Raw genomic sequence first — 25,466 nt, forward strand, 5'->3', positions numbered from 1 at the left:
GGAGTCAACTCTGCTAAGGCTTTAAAGGGAACGGGTATAGATCACAGCCGTGCGGACGACAGCAGTTATGCTTCCGGCGGAATCGGCTTAAGTAAAAGGATAGCGTATGCGTACTGAATATTGTGGGCAGTTGAATCTGGCCCATGTAGGCCAAGAAGTCACTTTGTGTGGTTGGGTAAACCGCCGCCGCGATTTGGGCGGGCTGATCTTTATTGATATGCGTGATCGTGAAGGCATTGTTCAGGTGTTCTTCGATCCGGATCAGAAGACGGCGTTCGATAAAGCTTTCGAACTGCGTAATGAGTTCTGCATTCAAATCGTGGGTACGGTACGGGCTCGCCCGGAAAGTCAAATCAATAAAGATATGGCGACCGGTGAAGTCGAAGTGTTTGCTCATGCTCTGGAGATCATTAACCGTTCTGAACCTCTGCCGTTGGATTCTAACCAAACCAATACCGAAGAGGCCCGCCTGAAATATCGTTATCTGGATCTGCGCCGCCCCGAAATGGCCGATCGTTTGAAAACTCGTGCCAAGATCACCAGTTTTGTACGTCGCTTTATGGATAGGGAGGGTTTCCTTGATATTGAAACCCCGATGTTGACCAAGGCTACTCCAGAGGGAGCGCGTGACTATCTGGTACCAAGCCGCGTGCATAAAGGCAAATTTTATGCGCTACCACAATCCCCGCAGTTGTTCAAACAGCTGCTCATGATGTCAGGCTTTGATCGCTACTATCAGATCGTCAAATGTTTCCGTGATGAAGATCTGCGTGCTGACCGTCAGCCGGAATTTACCCAGATTGACGTTGAAACTTCGTTCATGACTGCCGATCAGGTTCGGAAAGTGATGGAACAGTTGGTACACGAATTGTGGCTAGAGGTGAAAGGGGTCGATTTGGGTAAATTCCCCACGATGACGTTTGCGGAAGCCATGCGCCGTTTCGGCTCAGATAAGCCTGATCTGCGGAACCCACTGGAGCTGGTTGATGTTGCCGATCTGGTAAAAGACGTTGAATTCAAAGTATTCTCCGGCCCGGCCAATGATGCTAAAGGGCGCGTAGCAGCAATTTGTGTACCGGGCGGTGTGCAGTTGACACGCAAGCAGATCGATGAGTACGGCGCTTTTGTCAACATTTATGGTGCTAAAGGGTTGGCATGGCTGAAGGTCAATGACCGAGCTGCTGGTATGGAAGGCGTGCAAAGCCCGATTGCCAAGTTCCTCAGTGCTGACGTATTGGAAGCCGTTTTGGCGCGAACGAATGCACAGACCGGTGATATCCTGTTCTTCGGTGCGGACAGCTATAAAGTTGTTACCGACGCCATGGGGGCTTTGCGTCTGAAGTTGGGCCGAGATCTCGGATTGACCAAGTTGGAAAGTTGGGCTCCACTGTGGGTTGTCGACTTCCCGATGTTCGAAGACGACGGCGAAGGGGGATTGGCTGCCATGCACCACCCGTTCACTGCACCGCGTGATATGAACCCACAAGAATTGCAGCAAGATCCTGCCTCTGCTATCGCCAATGCCTATGACATGGTGCTGAATGGCTACGAAGTGGGCGGCGGTTCCGTGCGTATTCACCGCAGTGAAATGCAGCAGACGGTATTTGGTATTCTCGGTATTAACGAACACGAGCAGCGTGAGAAGTTTGGCTTCCTGCTGGATGCACTAAAGTATGGCACGCCGCCACATGCTGGCCTAGCATTCGGCCTTGATCGTCTGGTTATGCTGTTAACTGGTACAGAAAACATCCGCGACGTTATCGCCTTCCCGAAAACGACCGCAGCAGCATGTTTGATGACTGATGCGCCAAGCTTTGCCAACCCGGCTTCTTTGCAGGAGTTGGCCATTAGCGTGGTAAAAAAAGGCTCTACCGAGCAAGAGAGCGAGTGATGAATTACAAGCGACCCGAGTCTATTCTGGTGGTGATTTATGCAAAATCCAGTGGTCGGGTGCTGATGTTACAGCGGCGTGACGATACAGAGTTTTGGCAGTCGGTTACCGGCAGTCTGGAAGACACTGAATCGCCGTTACGTGCTGCACAGCGCGAAGTTATGGAAGAGATCGGTATCGATATCGAAGCAGAGGATCTGCCTCTGTTTGATTGTCAACGCTGTGTGGAATTTGAACTCTTTGTCCATTTGCGACATCGTTATGCGCCGGGCACTATGCGTAACAAAGAACACTGGTTTTGCCTGGCGTTACCTGAAGAGCGCGATCCGGTGTTGACCGAACATCACGCATACCAGTGGCTTGAGGCGGTGGAAGCCATCAAACTGACCAAGTCATGGAGTAATCAGCAGGCGATTGAAGAGTTTGTGATCCATTCTGTCCAGTAGTTCTTTTTTGGAGATATTTTTATGGCAGGTCATAGTAAATGGGCCAACACTAAGCACCGCAAGGCAGCGCAAGATTCCAAACGTGGAAAGATTTTCACCAAAATAATCCGTGAGCTGGTCACCGCAGCCAAATTGGGTGGGGGTGATCCAGGTGCTAACCCCCGGCTACGTGCGGCTATCGACAAAGCGCTGTCAAACAACATGACGCGTGATACTCTGAACCGCGCTATCGCCCGTGGTGTAGGTGGTGATGATGATACCAATATGGAAACCATCATCTATGAAGGCTATGGTCCTGGTGGCACTGCGGTGATGATTGAGTGCCTGAGTGATAACCGTAACCGTACTGTTGCAGAAGTGCGTCATGCGTTCACCAAATGTGGTGGTAACTTGGGTACAGACGGTTCCGTTGCGTATCTGTTCACAAAAAAAGGGGTGATCACCTATGCTCCTGGTCTGGATGAAGACCAAGTGATGGAAGCCGCACTGGAAGCCGGTGCGGAAGATATTGTGGCCTATGACGATGGTGCGATAGATGTCTTTACTGCCTGGGAGAACCTGGGTGAAGTGAAAGATGCACTGACAGCAGCGGGTTTTGAGGCTGAAGCAGCTGAAGTTTCCATGATCCCATCAACCAAAGCGGATATGGACGCAGAAACGGCACCCAAGCTACTGCGTCTGATCGACATGCTGGAAGACTGTGATGATGTGCAGGAGGTTTACCATAACGGTGAAATTTCCGACGAGATCGCAGCTACGCTGTAAGATAATCGACTGATGGCATTGCCTTCCGGTAACGTCAGGCTATTTAGGCGGTGCTCTGAGTAAGGTCAGGACACCGCCTTAAACTTAATGCAGGGTGTGGTAGCTATGGCGATAATACTGGGAATCGATCCCGGCTCGCGCGTCACTGGTTATGGCCTAATCCGCCAGCAGGGTCGCCAACTGACCTACGTCGCCAGCGGCTGTATTCGTACCGTAGTTGATGATATTCCGACGCGTTTAAAACTGATTTATGCGGGTGTCAGTGAGATTATCACGCAGTTTCAGCCGGATTTTTTTGCTATCGAGCAAGTATTTATGGCAAAAAACCCGGATTCTGCCCTCAAACTGGGGCAAGCGCGCGGCGTAGCGATCGTTGCCGCCGTCAATCAGAATCTAGAAGTGTTTGAATATGCGGCGCGTCAGGTCAAACAGACGGTGGTTGGGACCGGAGCGGCTGAAAAGGCGCAGGTTCAACACATGGTGCGTTCGCTGCTAAAGCTTTCCGCCAATCCGCAGGCAGACGCTGCTGATGCATTGGCGATAGCCATTACCCACTGTCATCTCAGTCAGAACATACTGCGGATGAGTGAAGGGCGGTTGAATTTGTCGCGCGGGCGTCTGCGCTGATGTCTATGCAGTATTGCCTCGAAAAAGGCTGAGTCGATGTAGGCTGGATATTCATCCAGCCTTTTTTGTGGTATAAGCTTTACCATTATTGTGTGGCAAGAGTCCACATGCAGCGATCCATTCAGGAGGGGTAATGATAGGTCGTCTCAGAGGCGTTATTCTGGAAAAACAGCCACCGTTAGTGCTGTTAGAAGCCAACGGCGTCGGATATGAAGTCCATATGCCAATGACCTGTTTTTATGAACTGCCGGAACTGGGGCAAGAGGCTATCGTGTTTACCCAATTTGTTGTGCGTGAAGATGCACAACTACTCTATGGATTTAATGACAAGCAAGAACGTGCGTTGTTCCGGGAATTGATCAAAGTGAACGGCGTTGGGCCGAAGCTAGCATTGGCGATCCTTTCCGGAATGTCGGCGCAGCAGTTTGTCAGCGCGGTAGAACGTGAAGAGATCTCGGCATTGGTTAAGTTACCTGGCGTTGGCAAGAAAACCGCCGAACGCTTGGTCGTGGAAATGAAAGATCGCTTTAAAGGATTGAACGGTGATTTGTTCAATAACAGTAGCGAAATTAATCTTCCAGCAACTGCAGCCAAAGCTGCCGAAATGGATATAGAAGCTGAAGCCGTTTCGGCGCTGGTGGCTCTTGGGTATAAACCACAGGAAGCCAGCCGTATGATCAGCAAAATTGCCAAGCCAGGTGCTGATTGCGAAACCTTGATCCGCGACGCACTCCGTGCAGCATTGTAGGGGCAAAGGGTAAAAAATGATTGAAGCTGACCGCCTAATTTCTGCCGAGTCTTTCAATGAGGAGGAGGTTCTGGATCGTGCGATCCGGCCTAAGTTGCTGACGGAGTATGTCGGTCAGCCGCATGTGCGTGAACAAATGGAAATCTTTATCCAGGCAGCCAAACAGCGCGGAGATGCGTTGGATCATTTGCTGATTTTCGGCCCGCCAGGATTGGGTAAAACCACATTGGCTAACATCGTGGCTAACGAAATGGGCGTTAATCTGCGGACCACCTCTGGTCCCGTTCTCGAGAAAGCAGGCGATCTCGCGGCAATGCTAACCAATCTTGAACCCCATGACGTTCTGTTTATCGATGAAATCCATCGCTTGTCACCAGTGGTGGAAGAGGTTTTATATCCGGCTATGGAGGACTACCAGCTGGATATCATGATTGGTGAAGGTCCGGCTGCGCGTTCTATTAAGCTTGACCTACCACCGTTTACCCTTGTGGGTGCAACGACCCGTGCCGGTTCACTAACGTCACCGTTACGCGATCGTTTTGGCATCGTCCAGCGACTGGAGTTTTATCAGGTTGCCGACCTTGAACACATCGTCTCTCGTAGTGCCAACTGTCTGGGTCTGGCGCTTTCTAACGACGGTGCGCATGAAATTGCGCGACGCGCACGTGGTACTCCTCGTATTGCCAACCGTTTGTTGCGTCGAGTACGTGATTTTGCGGAGGTGCGGGCCAATGGTGCTATCAATGGTGAGGTTGCCATGCAGGCTTTGGATATGCTGAATGTAGATGCCGAAGGTTTTGACTACATGGATCGCAAACTACTGCTGGCGATAATTGACAAGTTTAGCGGTGGTCCTGTGGGACTGGATAATCTGGCAGCGGCGATTGGCGAAGAACGTGAAACGATTGAGGACGTTATTGAGCCGTTCCTTATCCAGCAGGGATTTATTCAGCGTACCCCACGTGGTCGGATGGCGACTCATCATGCTTATAAGCACTTTGGTATTGAGCGTGAAGACAACTAAGCGGTGTTCCGTTGCACACGAGTGCCGCCGGGGGCATTTAGGGGCAAAGTAAGGTGTGAACCGAGAGGTTTGTGGGCCCAATAAGCGGCGAATAACGCAACAATGCGCCAAATGGCCGTTATGGCCTAAAAAGCTCTTCCCCTGTGTTGTCGAGCCTGAACAGAATGCTACCGTTTCTCTTCGTTTTGATGACTGGGTTTTACGTCTGCGACAGTGCGTGGGCAATTAAGTGACATAACCTAGAGTATGGCTCGTTTGTCAGGGACAAAGTGTCCCTGATTTTGTAATCACGCCAGCTGTTTTTTCGATAAACTCAGCACAAACAGCGCAGTTGCACTTAACACCACTGAAGGGCCTGCAGGGGTGTCATAAAAAGCCGAGAAGGTTAATCCGCCAGTTACCGAAATGACCCCCACTAATACGGCGTAACTCGCCATTTGTTCTGGGGTGCATGCGAAACGGCGTGCAGTTGCAGCGGGAATAATCAACAATGAAGTAATAATCAACGCGCCAACGAACTTCATTGCCAAGCCAATGGTCAATGCCGTTACTAACATCAGTATGGTGCGCGCGCGCGGCAGATTAACACCATCAACATGCGCCATTTCAGGGCTGATAGTCATTGACAACAGGTCACGCCACTGCCACCACAGTACGAGCAGAACAACCATGACGCCAATACCAATCATCCAGATATCGTTCAACGTTACCGACAACAGATCTCCGAATAAATAAGCCATCAGATCGACACGTACATTAGACATAAGTGCAACAACAACCAAACCCAGCGAAAGTGCACTGTGTGCCATGATACCAAGTAGCGTGTCTATTGAAAGCTGTGGTCGGCGTTCCAGCCAGACTAGCATCAGTGCGAGTACCAGAGTAACGGCAATAACGGCATAAAATGGATTGACGTCCAATAATAATCCGAAGGCCACGCCAAGTAGGGAAGCGTGAGCCAGCGTATCGCCAAAGTATGACATTCGCCGCCATACGACAAACGACCCCAGCGGCCCAGCGGCGGCAGCCAGTAAAATCCCAGCCAACCAGCCGGGAAGTAACAATTCAATCATGCTTTGTGGCTCCGTTTTTCTTCAGCACAATTCTTCCTTGTAAATCATGACGGTGATTATGGTTATGGCGATAGATTGCCAACTGTTCTGCTCCTCGATGACCAAACATGGCGATGAATTCAGGATGCATCGATACAACTTCTGGTGTGCCTGAACAACAAACGTGTTGATTAAGGCATAATACTTCGTCAGTTTTCGCCATTACCAGATGCAAGTCATGGGAAACCATCAACACTGCACAACCCAATTCCTTACGCAATTGTTCGATCAAATCGTACAAAGCTAACTGGCCATTAACGTCTACTCCTTGTGTCGGTTCGTCCAGCACCAAAAGCTGTGGGTTATTTAACAACGCTCTTGCCAGAAGCACCCGCTGGTTTTCACCACCAGAAAGTTTTTGCATGGGCTGATCGAGCAAATGTGCAGCATGGACTCGTTTTAGCGCAGGAAGGATATCGGCTTTTTTTACGCTGGGCTTGAGCCGCATGAAACGGCTGACCGTCAAAGGAAGAGTTGCATCAAGATGCAGTTTTTGTGGGACATAACCAATGCGTAGCCCTGGTTGGCATAAGATTTCGCCTTCTGTAGGCTCAATCAGGCCAAGCACTACGCGAACCAGCGTTGATTTACCTGCTCCATTAGGCCCTAGTAAAGTCAGAATGCGCCCTGATTGCAAGTTGAGGGAGATATTTGCCAGCACGCGTTTGGTATCAAACGACACAGAGATATTTTTAAGTGTTGCCAGTGTAGACATGTTGTGATTACATTTGCAGGAATAACCGAATGTTATAATATCACGATTCTTTGTTTAAAACGATGGGGTTACAGATGACACAGAAAAATAAATGGCTGCAATGTACATTGTTCGCAAGTGCTTTGATGATGGTTGGCAGCACAACGGCGGCGGTGGTGACGTCTATTCGCCCTTTAGGTTTCATTGCCTCGGCGATTGCCGATGGAGTAATGCCAACCGAGGTTTTATTGCCCGATGGCGCATCACCACATGACTATGCATTGCGTCCTTCTGATATTCAACGTCTGCGAAGTGCCGATCTCGTACTGTGGGTAGGCCCGGACATGGAGGCTTTCTTAACGAAATCTCTGACGCAACTTCCAGCCATCAAAAAACTGTCGCTCAGTGAACTGCCTGCTGTAAAACCGTTGTTGATGAAAGGTGAAGATGATGACGAACACGATCATACATCGGCAACGCATAGTCACTCGGAAAATGAAAGCGAACATCATCATGGTGAATATAATATGCATGTCTGGTTGTCTCCAGATGTAGCAAAAGTGACCGCGATCGCGATTCACGACAGATTATTGGAACTTATGCCGCAAAATAAGGACAAATTAGACGTAAACCTGCGCCAGTTCGAGGATCAGCTAGCGCAAACTGATAAAAATATTGTTAATATGCTTACGCCAGTGCAAGGTAAGGGATACTTTGTTTTTCACGATGCTTACGGCTACTTTGAGAAACACTACGGTTTGAGCCCTCTGGGTCATTTCACCGTTAACCCTGAAATTCAGCCTGGTGCACAGCGTTTACACCAAATTCGAACACAGTTGGTTGAACAGAAAGCAGTATGCATTTTTGCTGAACCACAATTTAGACCGGCCGTAATTAATGCCGTTGCTAAGGGGACGAAAGTGCGTTCTGGAACGCTGGACCCGCTTGGCAGTGGTATCGCATTGGGCAAAGACAGCTACGGAAACTTCCTCACAGCGCTGTCGAACCAGTACGTGAGCTGTCTGAAGTAAAGATTATGAGGATAACATCGAGTGCAGAAGATAGTACGAACTATCACTCTGGCGTATAACAATCTGCCTCGGCCCCATCGCGTAATGCTGGGGTCGTTGACAGTCGTGACATTGGCCGTTGCTGTTTGGCGGCCTTCTGTTTATCACCCAGAATCAGAATATAGTCCTATTACTAAAACTGTTGAGTTAGAGTCCAATCAGTTGCGTTCAATAGTGCCTGAAGCCAGTGAACCACTCGATACCGATCAGGCAATACCCGATGACGAGATCCCGCAGGATGAGCTTGACCAGAAGGTTTCAGGTGATGAGGGTGTGCATGAATATGTTGTTTCCACAGGCGATACGCTAGGCAGCATTCTTACCCAATATGGTATAGAAATGTCCGATGTTTCGTTACTGGCTTCGCAGTATCGCGATTTGCGTAACCTGAAGATTGGCCAGCAACTTTCATGGACACTCAATGCTGCTGGCGATCTGCAACAGTTAACCTGGGAGGTTTCCAGGCGTGAAACGCGCACTTATGAGCGCGTGGGTAATGCTTTTAAAGAAACTAAGGAAAATCAAAAGGGAGAGTGGCGCAACACTGTACTGAGTGGCAAATTAAATGGCAGTTTTGTGAGTAGTGCCAATGCTGCCGGTCTTACCCGCGCTGAAATCAATGCGGTAATTAAAGCATTACAGTGGCAACTTGATTTTCGCAAATTGCGTAAGGGCGATCAGTTCGCTGTGCTAATGTCACGCGAAGAGTTCGATGGCAAGAGCGAACAAAGCCAACTGTTAGGTGTACATTTTCGCAGCAGTGGCAAAGACTATTATGCGATCCGTGCCGAAGATGGCAAATTTTATGATCGTCAGGGGTCTGGATTAGCTCGCGGGTTTATGCGCTTCCCGACCATGAAACAGTTTCGTATCTCATCCAATTTTAATCCACGCCGTGTAAACCCAGTAACCGGGCGTATTGCCCCGCATAAAGGCGTCGATTTTGCTATGCCTGCCGGTACGCCTGTACTGGCGGTTGGTGATGGTGAAGTTGTTATTGCTAAGCGAAGCGGTGCAGCGGGGAATTATGTGGCGATACGTCATGGCCGCCAATACACTACCCGCTATATGCACCTGAAAAAACTGCTGGTCAAACCCGGACAAAAAGTTAAACGTGGTGATCGCATAGCACTCTCTGGTAACACTGGGCGTTCAACGGGGCCACATCTACATTATGAATTGTGGACTAACCAGCAAGCGGTGAACCCGTTAACAGCAAAATTGCCACGCTCTGAAGGTTTGAGTGGTAAAGATCGAAGTGATTATTTGGAACAAGTAAAAGAAGTGGTTCCACAGCTACAGATCGATTAATAATTCCTGCAACGCAAGAACTTCCATCGGCCTGATTTCGGGCCGATGTTTTTATTGGCATTTACATGGAGAACATTAGGTAATTAATGCCCCTTTCATGTCACGATCTGTGCCACTGTTGTGTTATCTGTAGGCTGATATATATACCTGATCCACCGTGTCGTAGGTTGGAAATATACTGGGTATATTGTTGTATCTTTTGACCTGATGCGTTTAGTTAAGAGCTGGTTCATGCAAAAAGAGAATAAATCGAACGTAGAGTTCATCCCGCAATTTGAAAAGGCTTTCTATCATCCGCGCTACTGGGGCGTTTGGTTGGGAACTGGGCTAATGGCCGCTATTTCGCTGATCCCTGCGCCCATGCGCGATCCCATATTGGGGGCGATCGGTAAGTTTGCTGGCAAAGTTGCCAAAGGTGCTCGCCGCCGTGCTCGTATCAATCTACTTTATTGCCTGCCTGAATTACCCGAAAGTGAACGTGAACATATAATTGATGAAATGTTCGCAACCGCACCACAATCTATGGTTCTGATGGCAGAACTGGCCTGCACCAACCCAGAAAGAGTGCTAAAACGTGTTCGCTGGCATGGTGAGGATGTGCTGGAGAAAATTCGTCAGGAAGGCCGCAATGTGATTTTTTTAGTGCCACATGGTTGGGCCGTAGATGTTCCTGCGATGCTAATGGCTGCAAAGGGGCAACCTATGGCAGCTATGTTCCATAACCAAAGTAACCCACTGGTAGACTACTTGTGGAATTCTGTGCGTCGCAAATTTGGTGGTAGGATGCATGCGCGTAATGATGGTATCAAACCATTTATCAGCTCTGTTCGTCAGGGATATTGGGGTTACTATTTGCCAGATCAGGATCATGGTGCAGAGCATAGTGAGTTTGTGGATTTTTTTGCTACATACAAAGCTACGCTCCCTGCCGTTGGTCGCCTGATGAAGGTTTGCAAAGCGGCGATTGTGCCGTTATTTCCGGTGTATAATGGAAAAACCAGTATGCTTGATATTACCATCTGTGCACCAATGGATGACCTTGCTGAAGCCGATGAGCAGCGAATTGCACGTCGTATGAACGAAGAGGTTGAAGACCTGGTTGGTCCAAATCCTGAACAATACACATGGATCTTGAAACTGCTGAAAACGCGTAAAGCAGGTGAGATGGAGCCTTACATGCGGGATGATTTATACCGCTAAGAGTGATGAGACTCTATGTCGAGCCGAGTGGTGAATAGCTGCTCGGCTTTTTGCTTTTAGCAGTGAACCATACAGCCTTGCCTGATCAATTGTTCGATTACGGGTGAACGATGGTTCAGACTATTCCAGCATAAATCTTGTCGCTGCAGAGTATCTGGGAGGAAGCCTGGTCAAGTAGTTTGTGCGCAGATCCAATATCCAGCGAATCATGATGCAGATGTTGGTGCAGCATAAAAGTTCCCTCAAGATAAAAATGAAAAAGCCAGTCAGTATTAACTGGCTGGCCTCAGTACCTTGGAATACACTTATTCTACGCGTAGGATACGGCTGGTATTGGTGGTACCAACAGTGCCCATAACGTCACCTTGAGTGACGAGCACCAAATCGCCAGAAACCAGGTAACCTTTCTCACGTAACCGGCTAACTGCATCATTGGCAGCGACTACGCCATCACTATGACTACCGAAGTAAACCGGGGTAACACCACGATAAAGTGCCGTTAGGTTTAGCGTATGTTCATGGCGTGACATAGCGAAAATAGGTAAGCCTGAACTGATGCGTGACATCATGAGTGCGGTGCGTCCAGATTCGGTCATTGCAATGATGGCGGTAACCCCTTTAAGATGGTTAGCGGCATACATTGTCGACATGGCAATCGCTTCTTCGACATTGTCGAATTGTACTTCCAAACGGTGCTTTGAAACGTTGATGCTTGGTATTTTTTCTGCACCCAAGCAGACGCGAGCCATAGCGGCAACTGTTTCCGCAGGATACTGACCCGCAGCCGTTTCGGCAGATAACATTACCGCATCTGTTCCATCTAGCACGGCGTTTGCCACGTCCATAACTTCTGCACGAGTTGGCATCGGGTTGGTGATCATCGACTCCATCATTTGCGTAGCAGTGATCACGGCACGGTTCAGTGTGCGAGCCCGACGGATTAGTTTCTTCTGGATGCCAACCAATTCTGGGTCGCCGATTTCTACTCCCAAATCGCCGCGAGCAACCATCACAACGTCAGAGGCCAAGATGATATCATCCATGGCTTCGTCGCTGGATACGGCCTCAGCTCGTTCCACCTTTGATACAATTTTAGCGTTACAACCTGCATCACGTGCCAAACGACGCGCATAGTTAAGGTCTTCACCGGTGCGTGGAAACGAAACGGCAAGATAATCGACGCCAATCTTGGCAGCAGTGATGATATCAGCCTTGTCTTTTTCTGTTAACGCTTCAGCGGATAGCCCACCACCCAGTTTGTTGATGCCTTTATTATTCGAGAGTGGACCGCCTACTGTGACCTCGGTAAACACTTTCATGCCCTGAACTTCGAGTACTTTCAACTGTACGCGGCCATCATCTAGTAAGAGCACATCACCAGGAACCACATCGTTAGGCAGACCTTTATAGTCGATACCTACTTTTTCTTTATCGCCTTCACCTTTTGACAGATTGGCATCAAGTAGGAATTTATCGCCAACGTTAAGGAAGATTTTTCCTTCCTTAAAGGTGGATACGCGGATTTTCGGCCCTTGAAGATCGCCCAGGATAGCGACATGACGCCCTAATTTTGCAGCAATCTCACGCACCTTGTTTGCACGGAGCAGGTGATCTTCTGCACTACCATGGGAAAAGTTAAGCCTAACTACGTTTGCACCAGCGGCAATGATCTTTTCCAGATTATTGTCGCGGTCAGTAGCTGGACCCAGTGTGGTTACGATTTTGGTTCTTCTGAGCCGTCTGGACATGTATTACTCCGTTGACTGGTAAAGCAAGTATTGGCGTTGCGATAACGTCAGATAACAAAACCGGGAGTATTTAGCAATGGAATTTCATTGATATCTCACTTGGGTTATCTGTACGAGCGTACTAACACGGTACAACCTATAATTCCGCTGAGCAAATCGAGACAGGAACAGCGGGTTTTAAATTCATTAAGAGCTAAAAACGGTTGGTAATGATCGCGTCTTTATCAAAACGCGATTCTTTCAACGCTTCCTTGACCCGTTTCAAGTTATCCCTGAATTTAGGTCCTCTACGCAAGGTAAATCCAGTTGCCAGTACATCGATGAGCGTTAACTGAGCGATACGCGATACCATCGGCATATAAACGTCAGTATCTTCTGGTACATCGAGCAGCAGAGCGAGGGAGGCCTCTTTGGCTAAGGGGGTGTCACGAGAGGTTATGGCGATCACGGTCGCGTCATTGTCCCGTGCCAGGTGGGCCATTTCTACTAGATTTTTGGTGCGCCCAGTATGTGAAATCAACACCACGACGTCACCTTCCGACGAGTTCATGCAATCCATGCGTTGCATGACAATATCGTCAAAATAGACAACGGGGATGTTGAAACGGAAGAATTTGTTCATCGCATCGTGGGCAACGGCTGCCGAAGCACCCAATCCAAAGAAAGAGATTTTTTTTGCCTGCGTGAGCAGGTCAACCGCACGATTGATAGCGCTAATATCAAGATTTGCTTTTACTGTATCAAGGCTAGCCATTACTGACTCAAAGATTTTACTGGTGTAGGCATCGGCGCTGTCGTCTTCTTCAACGTTACGGTTCACATAAGGTGTGCCGTTTGCCAAGCTCTGAGCCAAGTGGAGTTTGAAGTCAGGGAACCCTTTGGTATCAAGGCGGCGACAAAAACGGTTGACGGTAGGCTCACTGACGTCTGCCATTTTTGCCAGCTTGGCGATACTGGAATGAATCGCGGTTTGCGGTGCGGCTAGGATCACTTCAGCAACTTTCCTTTCAGATTTGCTCAGTAGCTCCAGATGGCCCTGGATTTTTTCCAGCGTATTCATATAACGAGAGTCACTCATGGTTTTATACCCATCACTTATCAAACTACTCCAATTGGGATAATGGTGTTGTAGTTTGAAACTCAATAGGGTAAGTCGATTTCAACTAAAGGAGAAATCAATGCCAGTTTCATGAAAATATACTACGTGCCGCTAACTGTTGGCAGTGTTGACAAGGAATAAGCTGGTTTTTTTCACCAGAACATGACCCGTGTCTAACTTTCATAATGGTAAAAGAACATCAAAAAAGAGAGAAACTTACAGTTCTCATCGTTATCAACGGCTTTAATACGGTATTGAGGTTTAACATGACAGTTCATAGAGTTATTCTTCTGCTTTTGATCCGGGTTTACTGGCTGTAGTCAAAGAGAGTACATTAGTGTTGTAAGAAAATTACAAATATCCTGCAACGAGGAGATGAACATGGCAGTAACCTCTACAGCCCAGGCATGTGACCTGGTTATTTTCGGCGCTAAAGGTGATTTGGCGCGTCGTAAACTGCTGCCTTCCCTGTATCAATTAGAGAAAGCCGGTCACATTCACCCGAATACCCGCATTATCGGCGTAGGTCGTGCCGAGTGGGATAGAGAAACTTATATCAAGGTAGTTAAGGAGGCGCTTGACACGTTTGTCAAAGAAAAAATTAATGACGAGCTGTGGGCTAGGTTGAGTGCCCGTCTGGATTTTTGCAATCTTGATGTCAATGACAGCAAGAACTTCTCCCATCTTGGCAAGATGCTGGATCAGAAGAATCGTACCACCATCAACTATTTTGCTATGCCACCAAGCACTTTTGGCGCTATCTGCCAAGGTCTCGGAGAGGCCAAACTAAATAAAGAACCGACACGTGTGGTCATGGAAAAGCCGCTTGGCACCGATCTGGCATCCTCTCGTGTTATTAACGATCAAGTGGCTGAGTATTTTAACGAATGTCAGGTTTATCGTATCGACCATTATCTGGGTAAAGAGACGGTACTTAACCTGTTAGCACTGCGTTTTGCCAACTCATTGTTCGCGTCAAATTGGGATAATCGTACTATCGATCATGTACAAATCACTGTGGCGGAAGAGGTGGGAATTGAAGGTCGTTGGGGATACTTTGATCAGGCTGGCCAGATGCGGGACATGATTCAAAACCATCTTTTGCAGATCCTGACCATGATTGCTATGTCCCCACCGGCAGATCTGACTACAGATCGTATCCGTGACGAAAAGGTTAAGGTGTTACGCTCGTTGCGTCGTATCGATCATAATAATGTCCGCGAAACCACGGTGCGTGGTCAGTACACTGCAGGTTTTGTCCAGGGTAAGAAAGTCCCCGGCTATCTGGAAGAAGAAGGGGCTAATAAGAGCAGCAGTACAGAAACTTTCGTTTCCATTCGTGTTGATATTGACAATTGGCAATGGGCTGGTGTGCCGTTCTACCTTCGGACCGGTAAGCGCTTACCTACCAAGTGTTCTGAAGTCGTAGTCTACTTTAAAAATCCACCGTTGAATCTTTTCCGAGACTCATATCAACAACTGCCACAGAACAAACTAACGATTCGCCTGCAACCAGATGAGGGGATTGATATTCAGGTTCTTAATAAGGTTCCTGGTCTTGATCACAAGCATCGCCTTCAAACCACCAAGTTGGATCTGAGTTTCTCCGAAACCTTTAACCAAGAACACGTTGCAGACGCTTATGAACGTCTGCTTTTAGAAACCATGCGTGGGATCCAAGCGTTATTTGTGCGTCGTGATGAAGTAGAAGAGGCATGGAAGTGGGTAGACTCTATTATGGAAGCGTGGAAAGCAGACAATGAAGCACCTAAACCTTATCAGTCGGGAACTTGGGGCCCTGTTGCTTCCGTTGCTATGATTACCCGCGATGGCCGTTCCTGGAATGAGTTCGAATAAGAATTGGTACACATCTTCTTTTTCTTCTGAGGGAGAAGATATTGGTCTTGACAGGAATAGCCTGTCTGATGGCTTTTAACCTGGCGGTACGATCGGAGTCTGCAGAGATGCAGAGCCCTGTGGCAGGGGCGTGCCATACACAAACCGAAAGTAGTGGAGATAATGACGATGAAAAACTGGAAAACCAGTGCTGAACAGATCCTGACGGCAGGCCCAGTTGTTCCGGTGATTGTGATCAACAAACTTGAACATGCCGTTCCGTTGGCTAAAGCACTGGTCGCAGGTGGCATACGCGTACTGGAAGTTACTTTGCGTACGCCCTGCGCGATGGATGCAATTCGTGTGATCGCCAGGGAAGTTCCTGAAGCTATTATTGGTGCGGGAACGGTGATTAATTCACAACAACTGCATGAAGTGACAGAGAGCGGGGCACAGTTTGCCATCAGCCCGGGTTTGACAGACAATTTGTTGCAAGCAGCGACTGCAGGCAGTATTCCCTTGATCCCAGGTATCAGTACTGTTTCTGAACTGATGTTAGGCATGGATCATGGTTTGCGCGAGTTTAAGTTTTTCCCAGCTGAAGCCAACGGTGGCGTAAAGGCATTGCAAGCGATTGCTGGGCCTTTCCCTCAAGTTCGCTTCTGCCCAACCGGGGGGATCACACCGAATAACTATCGTGACTATTTGGCATTGAAAAGCGTGCTATGTATCGGTGGTTCGTGGTTAGTCCCTGCAGATGCGTTGGAAAAAGGTGATTATGCACGCATCACTGAATTGTCGCGTGAAGCAGTCAAGGGCGCAAACCTGTAAACCACATCGCGTTTTTGTTGGTGCCAATCCACGGTGATTGGCATTTTTTTGTCAGTCATTTCTGCAATTTTGCAGCCTGGTCTTGTTGTTTTTATTTAACGATGTGTCGATAACAACATCATGGGAAGAATCACCGGCAATCACTTTTGATAACACAATGCTAATCCGTATAGCGGTTAGATTTGAGCTGTGAGTTTGTGGCGATATTTCTGATAAAACGTAAGTTTTTTTGTTTTTTAATTTTTAAAATTATTAACACTCTTATTTATAATACATTTTTTATCACCTATTGCGAAAACGCCGGTTTGCTTTCTTTTTTTTGCTGTGGTAAAAGTAATGCAGTTGATAATTTTACATTTATGAGGATATTGGGCAAATCGCACGGTGTGCGGCTGAAGATATAGAATAATTATGATGATACTTAACGGAATTACCCTCAGAACCTCTACTTGCCAACTTTTCCTTTCAGCCATTCTTGCCAGTGAGCATCACTGGTGTAGCGAACTATAGCTTTTTTCCTTAACCGGTGCCGATGACAGGTTTGACTTACCGTCGTTTGGCGTTGCTGGACAAACACGACTAATACGTTTGGGTAGGTTTATCCCCAGGGATTTCTATATCTCAAGTGTCACTGTATGACTGTTTGACGAGATACATAGGGATAAATATGCCTTAGCGAGTGATATTCACCGTTTGGGAGAAAAATAATGATTTATTGGATCTTTTTAGGTTTTGCCATTGTGGCTGAAATTATCGGTACTCTGTCCATGAAATATGCCAGCATCAGTGGCGGCATGACTGGGCATATTGTGATGTATGTGATGATTACCGGTTCTTATATCATGCTGTCAGTAGCGATAAAACGCGTGGCATTGGGGGTTGCTTATGCGCTATGGGAGGGAATTGGTATTCTGTTTATTACCCTGTTCAGCGTTATGCTATTCGATGAGCCGATTTCTGCACTAAAAATACTTGGGCTGATAATACTGCTCGTAGGGATACTGTTGGTGAAATCAGGTACTCATAAAACACGAAAACAGGTAACCCCGCGAGGTGATAACTATGCAACAGTTTGAGTTGTATCACATCGGCTTTTTGGCACTCGCCATCGTACTTGAGATAGTCGCCAATATTTTCCTGAAAATGTCTAATGGTTTTAGTAGGGTATGGCTGGGGTTGCTTTCTTTACTGTCGGTACTGGCTGCATTCAGTGCCTTGGCACAGGCCGTGAAGGGGATCGACCTTTCGGTAGCATATGCGCTGTGGGGAGGCTTTGGTATTGCAGCCACAATCGCTGCCGGTTGGATACTGTTTGGCCAACGGTTGAACGCGAAAGGTTGGTTTGGTTTGGTATTGTTGCTGACAGGAATGGTAATTATCAAACTGGCATAAAGGCAAAATCGCAGGTCGAGGTTGATGATAAAGTTGCTTTCTAGTCTGAGATACCTAGGTCTAGTGTACTGAGGGGCTATTATGGTGCACATCCCTGTGCCAGACCCTCCGGCCGACTGAACGATATGCTCACAATCGGCACGCTCGTCCTCATAATGGGCTTTTTTAGCAGCCTTAGCCGCAGGTCATGGCCTGCGGTTTCCTTTTAGAGAGCGGCAATAATCTTTATTTCAACTTTGAATTTTGGGTTCATCAGACGAGCTTGAACGGTACAACGTACAGGTGCATTGCCTGCGACTACCCAGGCGTCCCATGCCGCATTCATTGCAGCAAAATCATCGCTATCTGCCAGAAAAATGGTTGCGTCTAAAATCCGGCTTTTATCTGACCCAACACGGGCAAGCAATACATCAATAGCGGCTAAAGCATTAGCCGTTTGCGCAGTTGCATCATCATCTAGGTTTTCTGGTACGCTGGTGTAGTAAATGATTTCATTGTGGATCACGGCTTCAGACCAACGCTGTGCTGGATCAATTCGTTCGATATTCATTTATTTATCTCCATGTCTTCAATGTCATAAAGGATAACATAGCCTCTATAAGATGTTGTTGCCGATAAAGTCGGTGGTAGTGGCTATGCAGGCTTGGCATAATCACTGCTGCATAATACCGGTAGAGAGCTAGAGTGATAGACGATTTCGCACCAGAAGGCGCATTGGCGCAGGCAATTGATGGTTTTAAACCCCGTGAACCGCAAAGATTAATGGCTGATGCGGTGACAGAAGCTATTAATTTTAAGCAGGAGCTGGTGGTTGAGGCTGGAACCGGTACTGGGAAGACTTATGCTTACCTTGCTCCTGCATTACGTTCTAAGCGCAAGGTGATTATTTCTACGGGTTCTAAGGCATTACAAGATCAACTTTATGCACGCGATCTCCCCACCGTTGCCAACGCCTTAGGATATACGGGCAAGCTGGCACTGCTTAAAGGACGTTCTAATTACCTGTGTTTGGAACGTTTGGAGCAGCAGTCCATGGCCGGTGGAGAACTGGCTGGGCAGACATTGATTGACTTGGTGCGTTTGCGGAGTTGGTCATCTCAAACTGAAGAGGGAGATGTCAGTTCCTGTAGCGATGTGGCGGAAGATAGCTTTGTCTGGCCCTTGGTAACAAGCACTAATGATAACTGTCTTGGCAGTGATTGCCCGCTATACAAAGAGTGTTTTGTGGTTAAAGCTCGTCGCCGGGCAATGGATGCTGACGTAGTGGTAGTAAATCACCACCTGTTTTTGGCCGATATGGTGGTCAAGGAGGGGGGATTTGCTGAGTTGATTCCACAAGCAGATGTAATGATCTTCGATGAGGCTCACCAAATACCGGATATTGCCAGCCAATACTTTGGTAAGCAACTTACCAGTCGCCAACTGCTGGATGTGGCAAAAGACATTACTATTGCCTATCGCACAGAGGTTCGTGATACCGCACAACTACAAAAAAGTGCTGATCGCCTTAGTCAGAGCGCGCAGGATTTTCGTCTGGCACTAGGGGAGCCGGGGTTCCGTGGTAACTTGCGTGAGGTGCTTGCCCAGCAAACCGTTAAGCGTGCATTACTATTGCTCGATGATGCGTTGGAGTTGTGTTACGACGTGGTTAAACTTTCTCTTGGACGTTCGGCTCTGCTTGATGCGGCTTTTGAGCGTGTAACTTTATACCGTGCCCGACTCAAACGTTTGAAAGAGATTGACGAACCTGGTTTTAGTTACTGGTATGAATGCAATTCACGTCACTTTGTACTGGCATTGACACCGCTTACGGTAGCCGATCGCTTTCGTGAAATGCTTAATGAAAAACCGGGTAGCTGGATTTTTACTTCGGCAACGCTTTCTGTTAATGAGCAAATGGGCCACTTCACTGAGCGTTTGGGTTTGAACAAGGCTAAAATCTTGCTGTTACCTAGTCCCTTCGACTACGCAAATCAGGCATTACTTTGTGTTCCCCGCTTTTTGCCTTCGCCAAATCAGCCAGGAGGCGCCCGTCAACTGGCCCGTATGCTGCGTCCGTTGATTGAAGTTAATCAAGGGCGTTGTTTCTTTCTTTGTACTTCCCACCAAATGATGCGCGAATTGGCCGAGGAGTTTCGCGCTACGCTTACATTACCGGTCTTATTGCAAGGAGAAACCAGTAAAAGCCAACTTTTGGCACAGTTTGTTGAAGCCGGAAATGCACTGTTGGTTGCTACGAGCAGTTTCTGGGAAGGCGTAGATGTTCGAGGTGATGCGCTCTCTTGTGTCATTATTGATAAGCTGCCGTTTACCTCGCCCGATGACCCATTATTAAAAGCTCGTATTGAAGATTGCCGGTTACGAGGTGGCGATCCATTCAATGATGTCCAGTTACCCGATGCGGTCATCACGCTTAAACAAGGGGTTGGTCGTTTGATCCGCGATACGGAAGATCGTGGCGTACTGATCATTTGTGATAATCGGTTGGTCATGCGGCCGTATGGCGAAGTATTCCTCAACAGTTTGCCACCGACGCCACGCACCCGTGATCTTGCGCAGGCTATTGCTTTCCTTAAGGCTAGATAGGCGTAGTAATAGGTCTGTGCTACAATTTGCGGCCTGTATAAAACCACGATTTTCCCGCCTGAGGTTTGTCATGTCCGCGCGAATTTTAGCGATCGATACGGCGACAGAAGCATGCTCTGTTGCTCTTTGGAATCAAGGCGAAACACACGTCCTGTTCGAGTTATGTCCACGCGAGCACACCCAACGCATTTTGCCATTGGTACAACAGGTGCTTGCTGAGTCTGAATTAACCCTTTCTCAACTGGATGCGCTGGCGTTTGGCCGTGGCCCCGGCAGTTTTACCGGCGTGCGTATCGGTATTGGAATTGCTCAAGGATTGGCACTTGGTGCCAATCTGCCGATGCTTGGTATTTCTACACTGCAAACTATGGCGCAAGGCGCTTGGCGAATGAACGGTGCACAACGTGTCCTTGCAGCAATCGATGCAAGAATGGGTGAGGTCTACTGGGGTCAATTTGAGCGGCAGGCAGATGGCTACTGGCTGGAAAGTGAAGCTGAAGCTGTGCTGTCTCCCCTGCAAGCGCTTGAACGAGCAAATCGTTTGCAAGGTAGCTGGGCCTACGTTGGGACGGGGTGGCAGACTTATCCAGATTTGGTTACAGGATCATCCTTGAACGTTACTGATGGGAAAATGTTATTACCGCATGCAGAAGATATGCTGCCACTGGCATTACGAGCTTGGCAGCAAGGCTTGGCGGTAAGTGTAGAAAATGCCGAACCTAGCTATCTGCGCAATGAAGTTACTTGGAAGAAACTGCCAGGACGCGAATAATTACCTATCATTATAGTATCACCGGAAGGCTGAAAAACAGCCACCTGCAACTTGCATCGGGTTACGCGGTCAAAGTTATAGCTATTACAGGAGATTGCGATGATGTTAACCCATACTTTAAGTAGAAAATTGTTAACGCTGGCAATCGCAGGCACTGTGTTTGTGCTCTCCGGTTGTGTGACTATTCCTGATGTAATTCAGGGAACGAGTGCTACACCTGTAACCGATATTTCTTCTGTGCAAAATGCCCCGAGTTTGTTTACTGGTGCTGAAGCGCGCTTTGGTGGCAGGGTTGCTGCGATGGTTAACGAACGCGACCGAACGATATTGGAGATTGCAGCGGTACCATTGGATTCAGGTGCTCGCCCTATTCTTGGAGCACCATCTCAAGGGCGCATACTGGCTACGGTTAATGGTTTTCTTGACCCAGTCGATTTCAGAGGGCAGTTGGTTACCGTTGTTGGGCCTATTACTGGCATCCATGAAGGAAAGATTGGCATGACGCCTTATCGGTTTGTCACTATGGATGCCAATGGTTTCAAACGTTGGCACATTACGCAGCAAATCATCATGCCACCGCAGCCTATCGGGCCATGGGGACCAGGCTGGGGGCCTGGGCCGCACAGAGGCCCCTGGGGGCAGAGTTGGGGAGGATGGTATAACCCGGCCCCTGCACAAATACAAACCATCGTTACCCAGTAAATTGCACGTGTAAATGGAGATTTTACTAGGGCGGTTAAATAGTCGCCTTATCCATTTTAAGTGCGCAGATGAGTTGGCAATTAGTGACGCACTTCGCAACCTGGATATTGTTTAAAACCCAAACTGGTACGCTGAGTTAAAATGTTGTTAAAAGTAGGTTGTGATTTTGGGGGTTGAGATGAAAATTAGTAATGATTTCAGGAGTAATTGCTTGGAAAAAGTCTGGCTAAAACGTTACCCCGCAGATGTTCCGGCAGAAATTGATGCCGATCACTACTCCTCCTTGATCGAAGTTTTCGAAAACGCAGCCTTACGCTATGCTGACCAGCCTGCTTTTATCAACATGGGTGAGGTGATGACTTTCCGCAAGCTGGAAGAGTGCAGCCGGGCTTTTGCCGCTTACCTGCAAAATGAACTTGCCTTGAAGAAGGGGGACCGTGTTGCGTTGATGATGCCAAACCTGTTGCAGTATCCGATAGCTTTGTTCGGTATTCTGCGAGCAGGTATGGTGGTGGTTAACGTGAACCCGCTTTATACACCACGAGAGTTAGAGCACCAGCTAATCGACAGCGGCGCCAGTGCGATTGTCATCGTTTCAAACTTCGCCCATACTTTAGAAAAAGTGGTGTTTAGAACGCAAGTGAAGCACGTCATTCTAACTCGTATGGGCGATCAGCTTTCAGCGGCCAAAGGGACACTGGTTAACTTTGTTGTGAAGTACATCAAACGACTGGTACCCAAATACCACCTCCCTGATGCCATCTCCTTCCGTAGCGTTATACAACGTGGTCGTCGTTTGCAATACGTTAAACCCGATGTTATCAACTCGGATCTGGCTTTCCTTCAGTATACGGGGGGGACTACCGGTGTCGCTAAAGGGGCGATGCTGACTCACCGGAACATGCTGGCCAACCTAGCCCAAGCCAAGGCAGCCTATGCACCTTTACTGCGAGATGGGCAAGAGGTGGTGGTAACGGCTCTGCCTCTTTATCACATCTTTGCACTGACGGTAAACTGCTTGCTGTTTATTGAACTGGGAGGACGAAGTTTACTGATCACTAATCCACGAGACATTCCAGGAATGGTGAAAGAGCTGGCAAAATACCCGTTCACCGCTATGACGGGGGTTAACACTCTATTTAATGCATTATTGAACAACGAAGATTTCCAGAAGCTGGATTTTTCCTCTTTGCGTTTGTCTGTCGGTGGAGGGATGGCAGTACAGAAAGCTGTCGCCGAAAGGTGGGAAAAGCTCACAGGTAGGCATTTGTTGGAGGGTTATGGCTTGACCGAGTGTTCGCCACTGGTGTCTGGTAATCCTCATGATTTAAAGCATTACAGTGGCAGCATCGGCCTGCCTGTTCCTTCAACTGACATTCGTCTGATAGGTGATGATGGCAAAGATGTGGCGCGGGGGGAGCCGGGTGAACTTTGGGTCAAAGGGCCGCAAGTTATGTTAGGCTATTGGCAACGCCCTGATGCAACAGAGGAAGTGTTGCAAGAAGGCTGGCTGGCAACTGGTGATGTTGTTACAGTAGATGATGAAGGGTTTATTCGTGTCATTGATCGTAAAAAAGATATGATCTTGGTTTCTGGATTTAATGTTTACCCGAACGAGATCGAAGACATCGTAAGTCAGCATTCGAAGGTGCTTGAGTGTGCAGCAATCGGTGTTCCAAGTGGGGCTTCGGGTGAAGCAGTTAAAATTTGTGTTGTGAGGAAAGATACATCGCTTACCAAAGAAGAATTGCTTACCCACTGTCGTAGGCATTTGACGAGCTATAAAGTGCCCAAAATTATTGAGTTCCGTGACGAACTGCCAAAATCTAACGTCGGGAAAATTTTACGACGGGAACTAAGGGACGAACATAAAGAGACCAAGACAGTAGATGCTACTTAGGTTAGTTGTCCTAACACCTTTTCAGCAACGCCGGTGAATGCCGGCGTTGTTGTGTTTGAATTATATAAATGACCGAGAGAATGACGTTTTGAACTATCAGTTGATCACTACCGATGCTGGATTGCAGCAGGTTTGCACGCAGGCAAGAAACCATCCCCAGGTTGCATTGGACACTGAGTTTGTCCGCACCCGTACTTACTACCCACAGTTAGGCTTGATCCAGCTATATGATGGTGAGCAACTCTCTCTGATTGATCCGTTACCGATTAAACAATGGCAACCCTTTATCGATTTACTGGTTGATACTGAAGTGGTGAAGTTTCTACATGCAGGCAGTGAAGATCTGGAAGTTTTCCTTAATGCATTCAAAATATTACCGAAACCGATGATAGACACTCAAATTTTAGCTGCATTCAACGGTCATACACTGTCCTGTGGCTTTGCCAAACTGGTGGCAGAGTACATGAACGTCGATCTGGATAAGAGTGAATCACGTACTGATTGGTTAGCTCGGCCACTGACCGAACGGCAGTGTATTTATGCCGCTGCAGATGTGTTTTACCTATTACCAATAGCAAAAAAATTGGTACAGGAAACTGAAGATGCCGGTTGCACCAAAGCTGCAGAAGATGAATGTCTGTTGCTATGTCAGCGTCGTAGCGAAATCTTGGCCCCCGAACTTGCCTACCGTGAAATCAATAATGCTTGGCAATTACGTCCGCGCCAACTGGCCTGCTTACAGAAATTGGCAGAGTGGCGTTTGCAACAGGCTCGTGAACGCGATCTGGCGGTAAATTTTGTTGTGCGTGAAGAGAACCTGTGGGCAGTCGCTCGTTATATGCCGACTTCGCTCGGCGAGCTTGATTCGCTGGGGCTGAGTGGTTCAGAGATACGCTATCATGGTAAAACTTTGATTACGCTTGTGGCTGAAACCCATGAACTTGATGAATCTGCTTTACCTGAATCGCTTATCAACCTGATCGATCAGCCCGGTTATAAGCAGGTATTCAAGGAAATTAAAGCAGCCATTACCCTTGTGAGTGAACAACATGGTTTAAGTAGTGAACTGTTGGCATCGCGTCGACAGATTAATCAGTTGTTAAAGTGGCACTGGAAATTGAGGGAGGATGAGTCTCTGCCAGAACTTATCAACGGCTGGCGGGGAGAGTTATTAGCGCAATCCTTGCTTGCTATCTTGAAGCAGTATTAACCCATGCCATAAACGGGACGACCTGAGCAAACTGTTTCTATTTTTAGCTAGAAACTAGTCCAGAAATTGTAAATGTAAGAAATTACATCAAAGGAAAGGGGGCACAACATTAGTTATGATCTTTAGATAGCTATTCGTTTTATTGCCTTCTGCTAATCACTTGAATAACTCTGTCACCCGGTAAGTAACCCCTGTATGAAATATACAGGGGTTACTTAAGATGCCGTGATCATTTATCAGTTTCTTCAGATTCCGGTAGGGTCACGTTAAGTTCAAGAACTGAAATATCATCCTCTTTTTGCTCAAACTGCACGTGTAGCATTTCGGGGTCTATCTGAATGTATTTACAAATTACAGCCAGAATGTCACGTTTTAAATCAGGTAGATAATGAGGCTCATTATCCCGACGACGGCGTTCGGCAACGATAATTTGTAGCCGTTCTTTAGCAACACTCGCGGTTGGTTTTTTGCGGGACAGAAAGAAGTCTAACAAGGCCATGGT

The 25,466-nt window shown here is 47.8% G+C and carries 24 protein-coding genes; 18 read left to right on the forward strand and 6 right to left on the reverse strand.

Features of this window, described 5'->3' with window-relative positions; genetic code table 11:
* Positions 1-106: 106 nt before the first annotated feature.
* The 6 genes from aspS to ruvB all read left to right on the forward strand — a co-directional run bounded on the left by aspS (position 107) and on the right by ruvB (position 5,501).
* Positions 107-1,891 (forward strand): aspartate--tRNA ligase, encoded by a 1,785-nt coding sequence (gene aspS / locus OK023_RS06865; protein WP_317696215.1) that lies wholly within the window; start codon positions 107-109, stop codon positions 1,889-1,891.
* A complete protein-coding gene (gene nudB / locus OK023_RS06870) occupies positions 1,891-2,337 on the forward strand; it encodes a dihydroneopterin triphosphate diphosphatase (RefSeq protein WP_317696217.1) in 447 nt (148 codons plus the stop codon). The genes aspS and nudB overlap by 1 nt, the downstream gene beginning before the upstream one ends.
* A gap of 21 nt (positions 2,338-2,358) precedes the next feature.
* Positions 2,359-3,102 carry a YebC/PmpR family DNA-binding transcriptional regulator gene (locus OK023_RS06875; protein WP_317696219.1) on the forward strand — a complete coding sequence of 248 codons (744 nt, stop codon included), beginning with the start codon at positions 2,359-2,361 and terminating at the stop codon, positions 3,100-3,102.
* A 105-nt stretch (positions 3,103-3,207) separates the two neighbouring features.
* Entirely contained in the window at positions 3,208-3,729 is a 522-nt protein-coding gene (gene ruvC / locus OK023_RS06880) for a crossover junction endodeoxyribonuclease RuvC (protein ID WP_317696221.1), read from the forward strand.
* A gap of 133 nt (positions 3,730-3,862) precedes the next feature.
* A complete protein-coding gene (gene ruvA, locus OK023_RS06885; RefSeq protein WP_317696223.1) occupies positions 3,863-4,477 on the forward strand; it encodes a Holliday junction branch migration protein RuvA in 615 nt (204 codons plus the stop codon).
* Between the two features lie 16 nt (positions 4,478-4,493).
* Entirely contained in the window at positions 4,494-5,501 is a 1,008-nt protein-coding gene (gene ruvB / locus OK023_RS06890; protein WP_317696225.1) for a Holliday junction branch migration DNA helicase RuvB, read from the forward strand.
* A 287-nt stretch (positions 5,502-5,788) separates the two neighbouring features.
* On the opposite strand, the gene znuB is transcribed toward ruvB, so the two are convergent.
* Together znuB and znuC are read right to left on the reverse strand one after the other, a co-directional pair.
* Complete coding sequence (gene znuB / locus OK023_RS06895) at positions 5,789-6,574, reverse strand: zinc ABC transporter permease subunit ZnuB (protein WP_317696228.1); 786 nt, start codon at positions 6,572-6,574, stop codon at positions 5,789-5,791.
* Entirely contained in the window at positions 6,567-7,328 is a 762-nt protein-coding gene (gene znuC / locus OK023_RS06900) for a zinc ABC transporter ATP-binding protein ZnuC (RefSeq protein WP_317696230.1), read from the reverse strand. Before znuC ends, znuB begins: the two co-directional genes overlap by 8 nt.
* Positions 7,329-7,402: 74 nt before the next feature.
* Here znuC and znuA point away from each other — a divergent pair, with 74 nt between their 5' ends.
* The 3 genes from znuA (at position 7,403) to lpxM (ending at position 10,888) form a co-directional block, all read left to right on the forward strand.
* Positions 7,403-8,338, forward strand: a complete 936-nt coding sequence (gene znuA / locus OK023_RS06905; RefSeq protein WP_317696233.1) for a zinc ABC transporter substrate-binding protein ZnuA — start codon at positions 7,403-7,405, stop codon at positions 8,336-8,338.
* Positions 8,339-8,359: 21 nt separating this feature from the next.
* Positions 8,360-9,688, forward strand: coding sequence for a murein DD-endopeptidase MepM (gene mepM, locus OK023_RS06910; RefSeq protein ID WP_317696235.1), 1,329 nt, complete (start codon positions 8,360-8,362; stop codon positions 9,686-9,688).
* Between the two features lie 231 nt (positions 9,689-9,919).
* Complete coding sequence (gene lpxM, locus OK023_RS06915) at positions 9,920-10,888, forward strand: lauroyl-Kdo(2)-lipid IV(A) myristoyltransferase (protein ID WP_317696237.1); 969 nt, start codon at positions 9,920-9,922, stop codon at positions 10,886-10,888.
* Between the two features lie 305 nt (positions 10,889-11,193).
* Here the strand turns inward: lpxM and pyk are convergent, their stop codons facing one another.
* Positions 11,194-12,636 (reverse strand): pyruvate kinase, encoded by a 1,443-nt coding sequence (pyk, locus tag OK023_RS06920; protein ID WP_317696240.1) that lies wholly within the window; start codon positions 12,634-12,636, stop codon positions 11,194-11,196.
* Positions 12,637-12,829: 193 nt separating this feature from the next.
* Positions 12,830-13,696, reverse strand: a complete 867-nt coding sequence (locus OK023_RS06925; protein ID WP_317697545.1) for a MurR/RpiR family transcriptional regulator — start codon at positions 13,694-13,696, stop codon at positions 12,830-12,832.
* 420 nt (positions 13,697-14,116) lie between these two features.
* Here OK023_RS06925 and zwf point away from each other — a divergent pair, with 420 nt between their 5' ends.
* The 4 genes from zwf to mdtI all read left to right on the forward strand — a co-directional run bounded on the left by zwf (position 14,117) and on the right by mdtI (position 17,794).
* Positions 14,117-15,592 carry a glucose-6-phosphate dehydrogenase gene (zwf, locus tag OK023_RS06930; protein ID WP_317696242.1) on the forward strand — a complete coding sequence of 492 codons (1,476 nt, stop codon included), beginning with the start codon at positions 14,117-14,119 and terminating at the stop codon, positions 15,590-15,592.
* 168 nt (positions 15,593-15,760) lie between these two features.
* A complete protein-coding gene (locus tag OK023_RS06935; RefSeq protein ID WP_317696244.1) occupies positions 15,761-16,402 on the forward strand; it encodes a bifunctional 4-hydroxy-2-oxoglutarate aldolase/2-dehydro-3-deoxy-phosphogluconate aldolase in 642 nt (213 codons plus the stop codon).
* 707 nt (positions 16,403-17,109) lie between these two features.
* On the forward strand, positions 17,110-17,478 hold the full coding sequence (mdtJ, locus tag OK023_RS06940; protein ID WP_317696246.1) for a multidrug/spermidine efflux SMR transporter subunit MdtJ: 369 nt from the start codon (positions 17,110-17,112) through the stop codon (positions 17,476-17,478).
* Positions 17,465-17,794: a multidrug/spermidine efflux SMR transporter subunit MdtI gene (gene mdtI / locus OK023_RS06945; protein WP_317696248.1), complete on the forward strand. Its 330-nt coding sequence runs from the start codon at positions 17,465-17,467 to the stop codon at positions 17,792-17,794. Before mdtJ ends, mdtI begins: the two co-directional genes overlap by 14 nt.
* Before the next feature lie 205 nt (positions 17,795-17,999).
* On the opposite strand, the gene OK023_RS06950 is transcribed toward mdtI, so the two are convergent.
* Complete coding sequence (locus OK023_RS06950) at positions 18,000-18,344, reverse strand: RidA family protein (protein WP_317696250.1); 345 nt, start codon at positions 18,342-18,344, stop codon at positions 18,000-18,002.
* Positions 18,345-18,478: 134 nt separating this feature from the next.
* On the opposite strand from OK023_RS06950, the gene OK023_RS06955 reads away from it, so the two are divergent.
* The 5 genes from OK023_RS06955 to rnd all read left to right on the forward strand — a co-directional run bounded on the left by OK023_RS06955 (position 18,479) and on the right by rnd (position 24,964).
* Positions 18,479-20,380, forward strand: a complete 1,902-nt coding sequence (locus OK023_RS06955) for an ATP-dependent DNA helicase (protein ID WP_317696252.1) — start codon at positions 18,479-18,481, stop codon at positions 20,378-20,380.
* Between the two features lie 70 nt (positions 20,381-20,450).
* Positions 20,451-21,152 (forward strand): tRNA (adenosine(37)-N6)-threonylcarbamoyltransferase complex dimerization subunit type 1 TsaB, encoded by a 702-nt coding sequence (tsaB, locus tag OK023_RS06960; RefSeq protein WP_317696254.1) that lies wholly within the window; start codon positions 20,451-20,453, stop codon positions 21,150-21,152.
* Positions 21,153-21,254: 102 nt separating this feature from the next.
* Positions 21,255-21,854: a Slp family lipoprotein gene (locus OK023_RS06965; protein ID WP_317697547.1), complete on the forward strand. Its 600-nt coding sequence runs from the start codon at positions 21,255-21,257 to the stop codon at positions 21,852-21,854.
* Between the two features lie 211 nt (positions 21,855-22,065).
* On the forward strand, positions 22,066-23,754 hold the full coding sequence (fadD, locus tag OK023_RS06970; RefSeq protein WP_317696256.1) for a long-chain-fatty-acid--CoA ligase FadD: 1,689 nt from the start codon (positions 22,066-22,068) through the stop codon (positions 23,752-23,754).
* Between the two features lie 88 nt (positions 23,755-23,842).
* Positions 23,843-24,964: a ribonuclease D gene (gene rnd, locus OK023_RS06975; protein ID WP_317696259.1), complete on the forward strand. Its 1,122-nt coding sequence runs from the start codon at positions 23,843-23,845 to the stop codon at positions 24,962-24,964.
* A 229-nt stretch (positions 24,965-25,193) separates the two neighbouring features.
* Here rnd and minE read toward each other — a convergent pair whose 3' ends face one another.
* Positions 25,194-25,463, reverse strand: coding sequence for a cell division topological specificity factor MinE (minE, locus tag OK023_RS06980; RefSeq protein WP_317696261.1), 270 nt, complete (start codon positions 25,461-25,463; stop codon positions 25,194-25,196).
* Positions 25,464-25,466: the final 3 nt, after the last annotated feature.

The sequence above is a fragment of the Serratia sp. UGAL515B_01 genome (assembly GCF_033095805.1).
GTDB lineage: Bacteria > Pseudomonadota > Gammaproteobacteria > Enterobacterales > Enterobacteriaceae > Chania.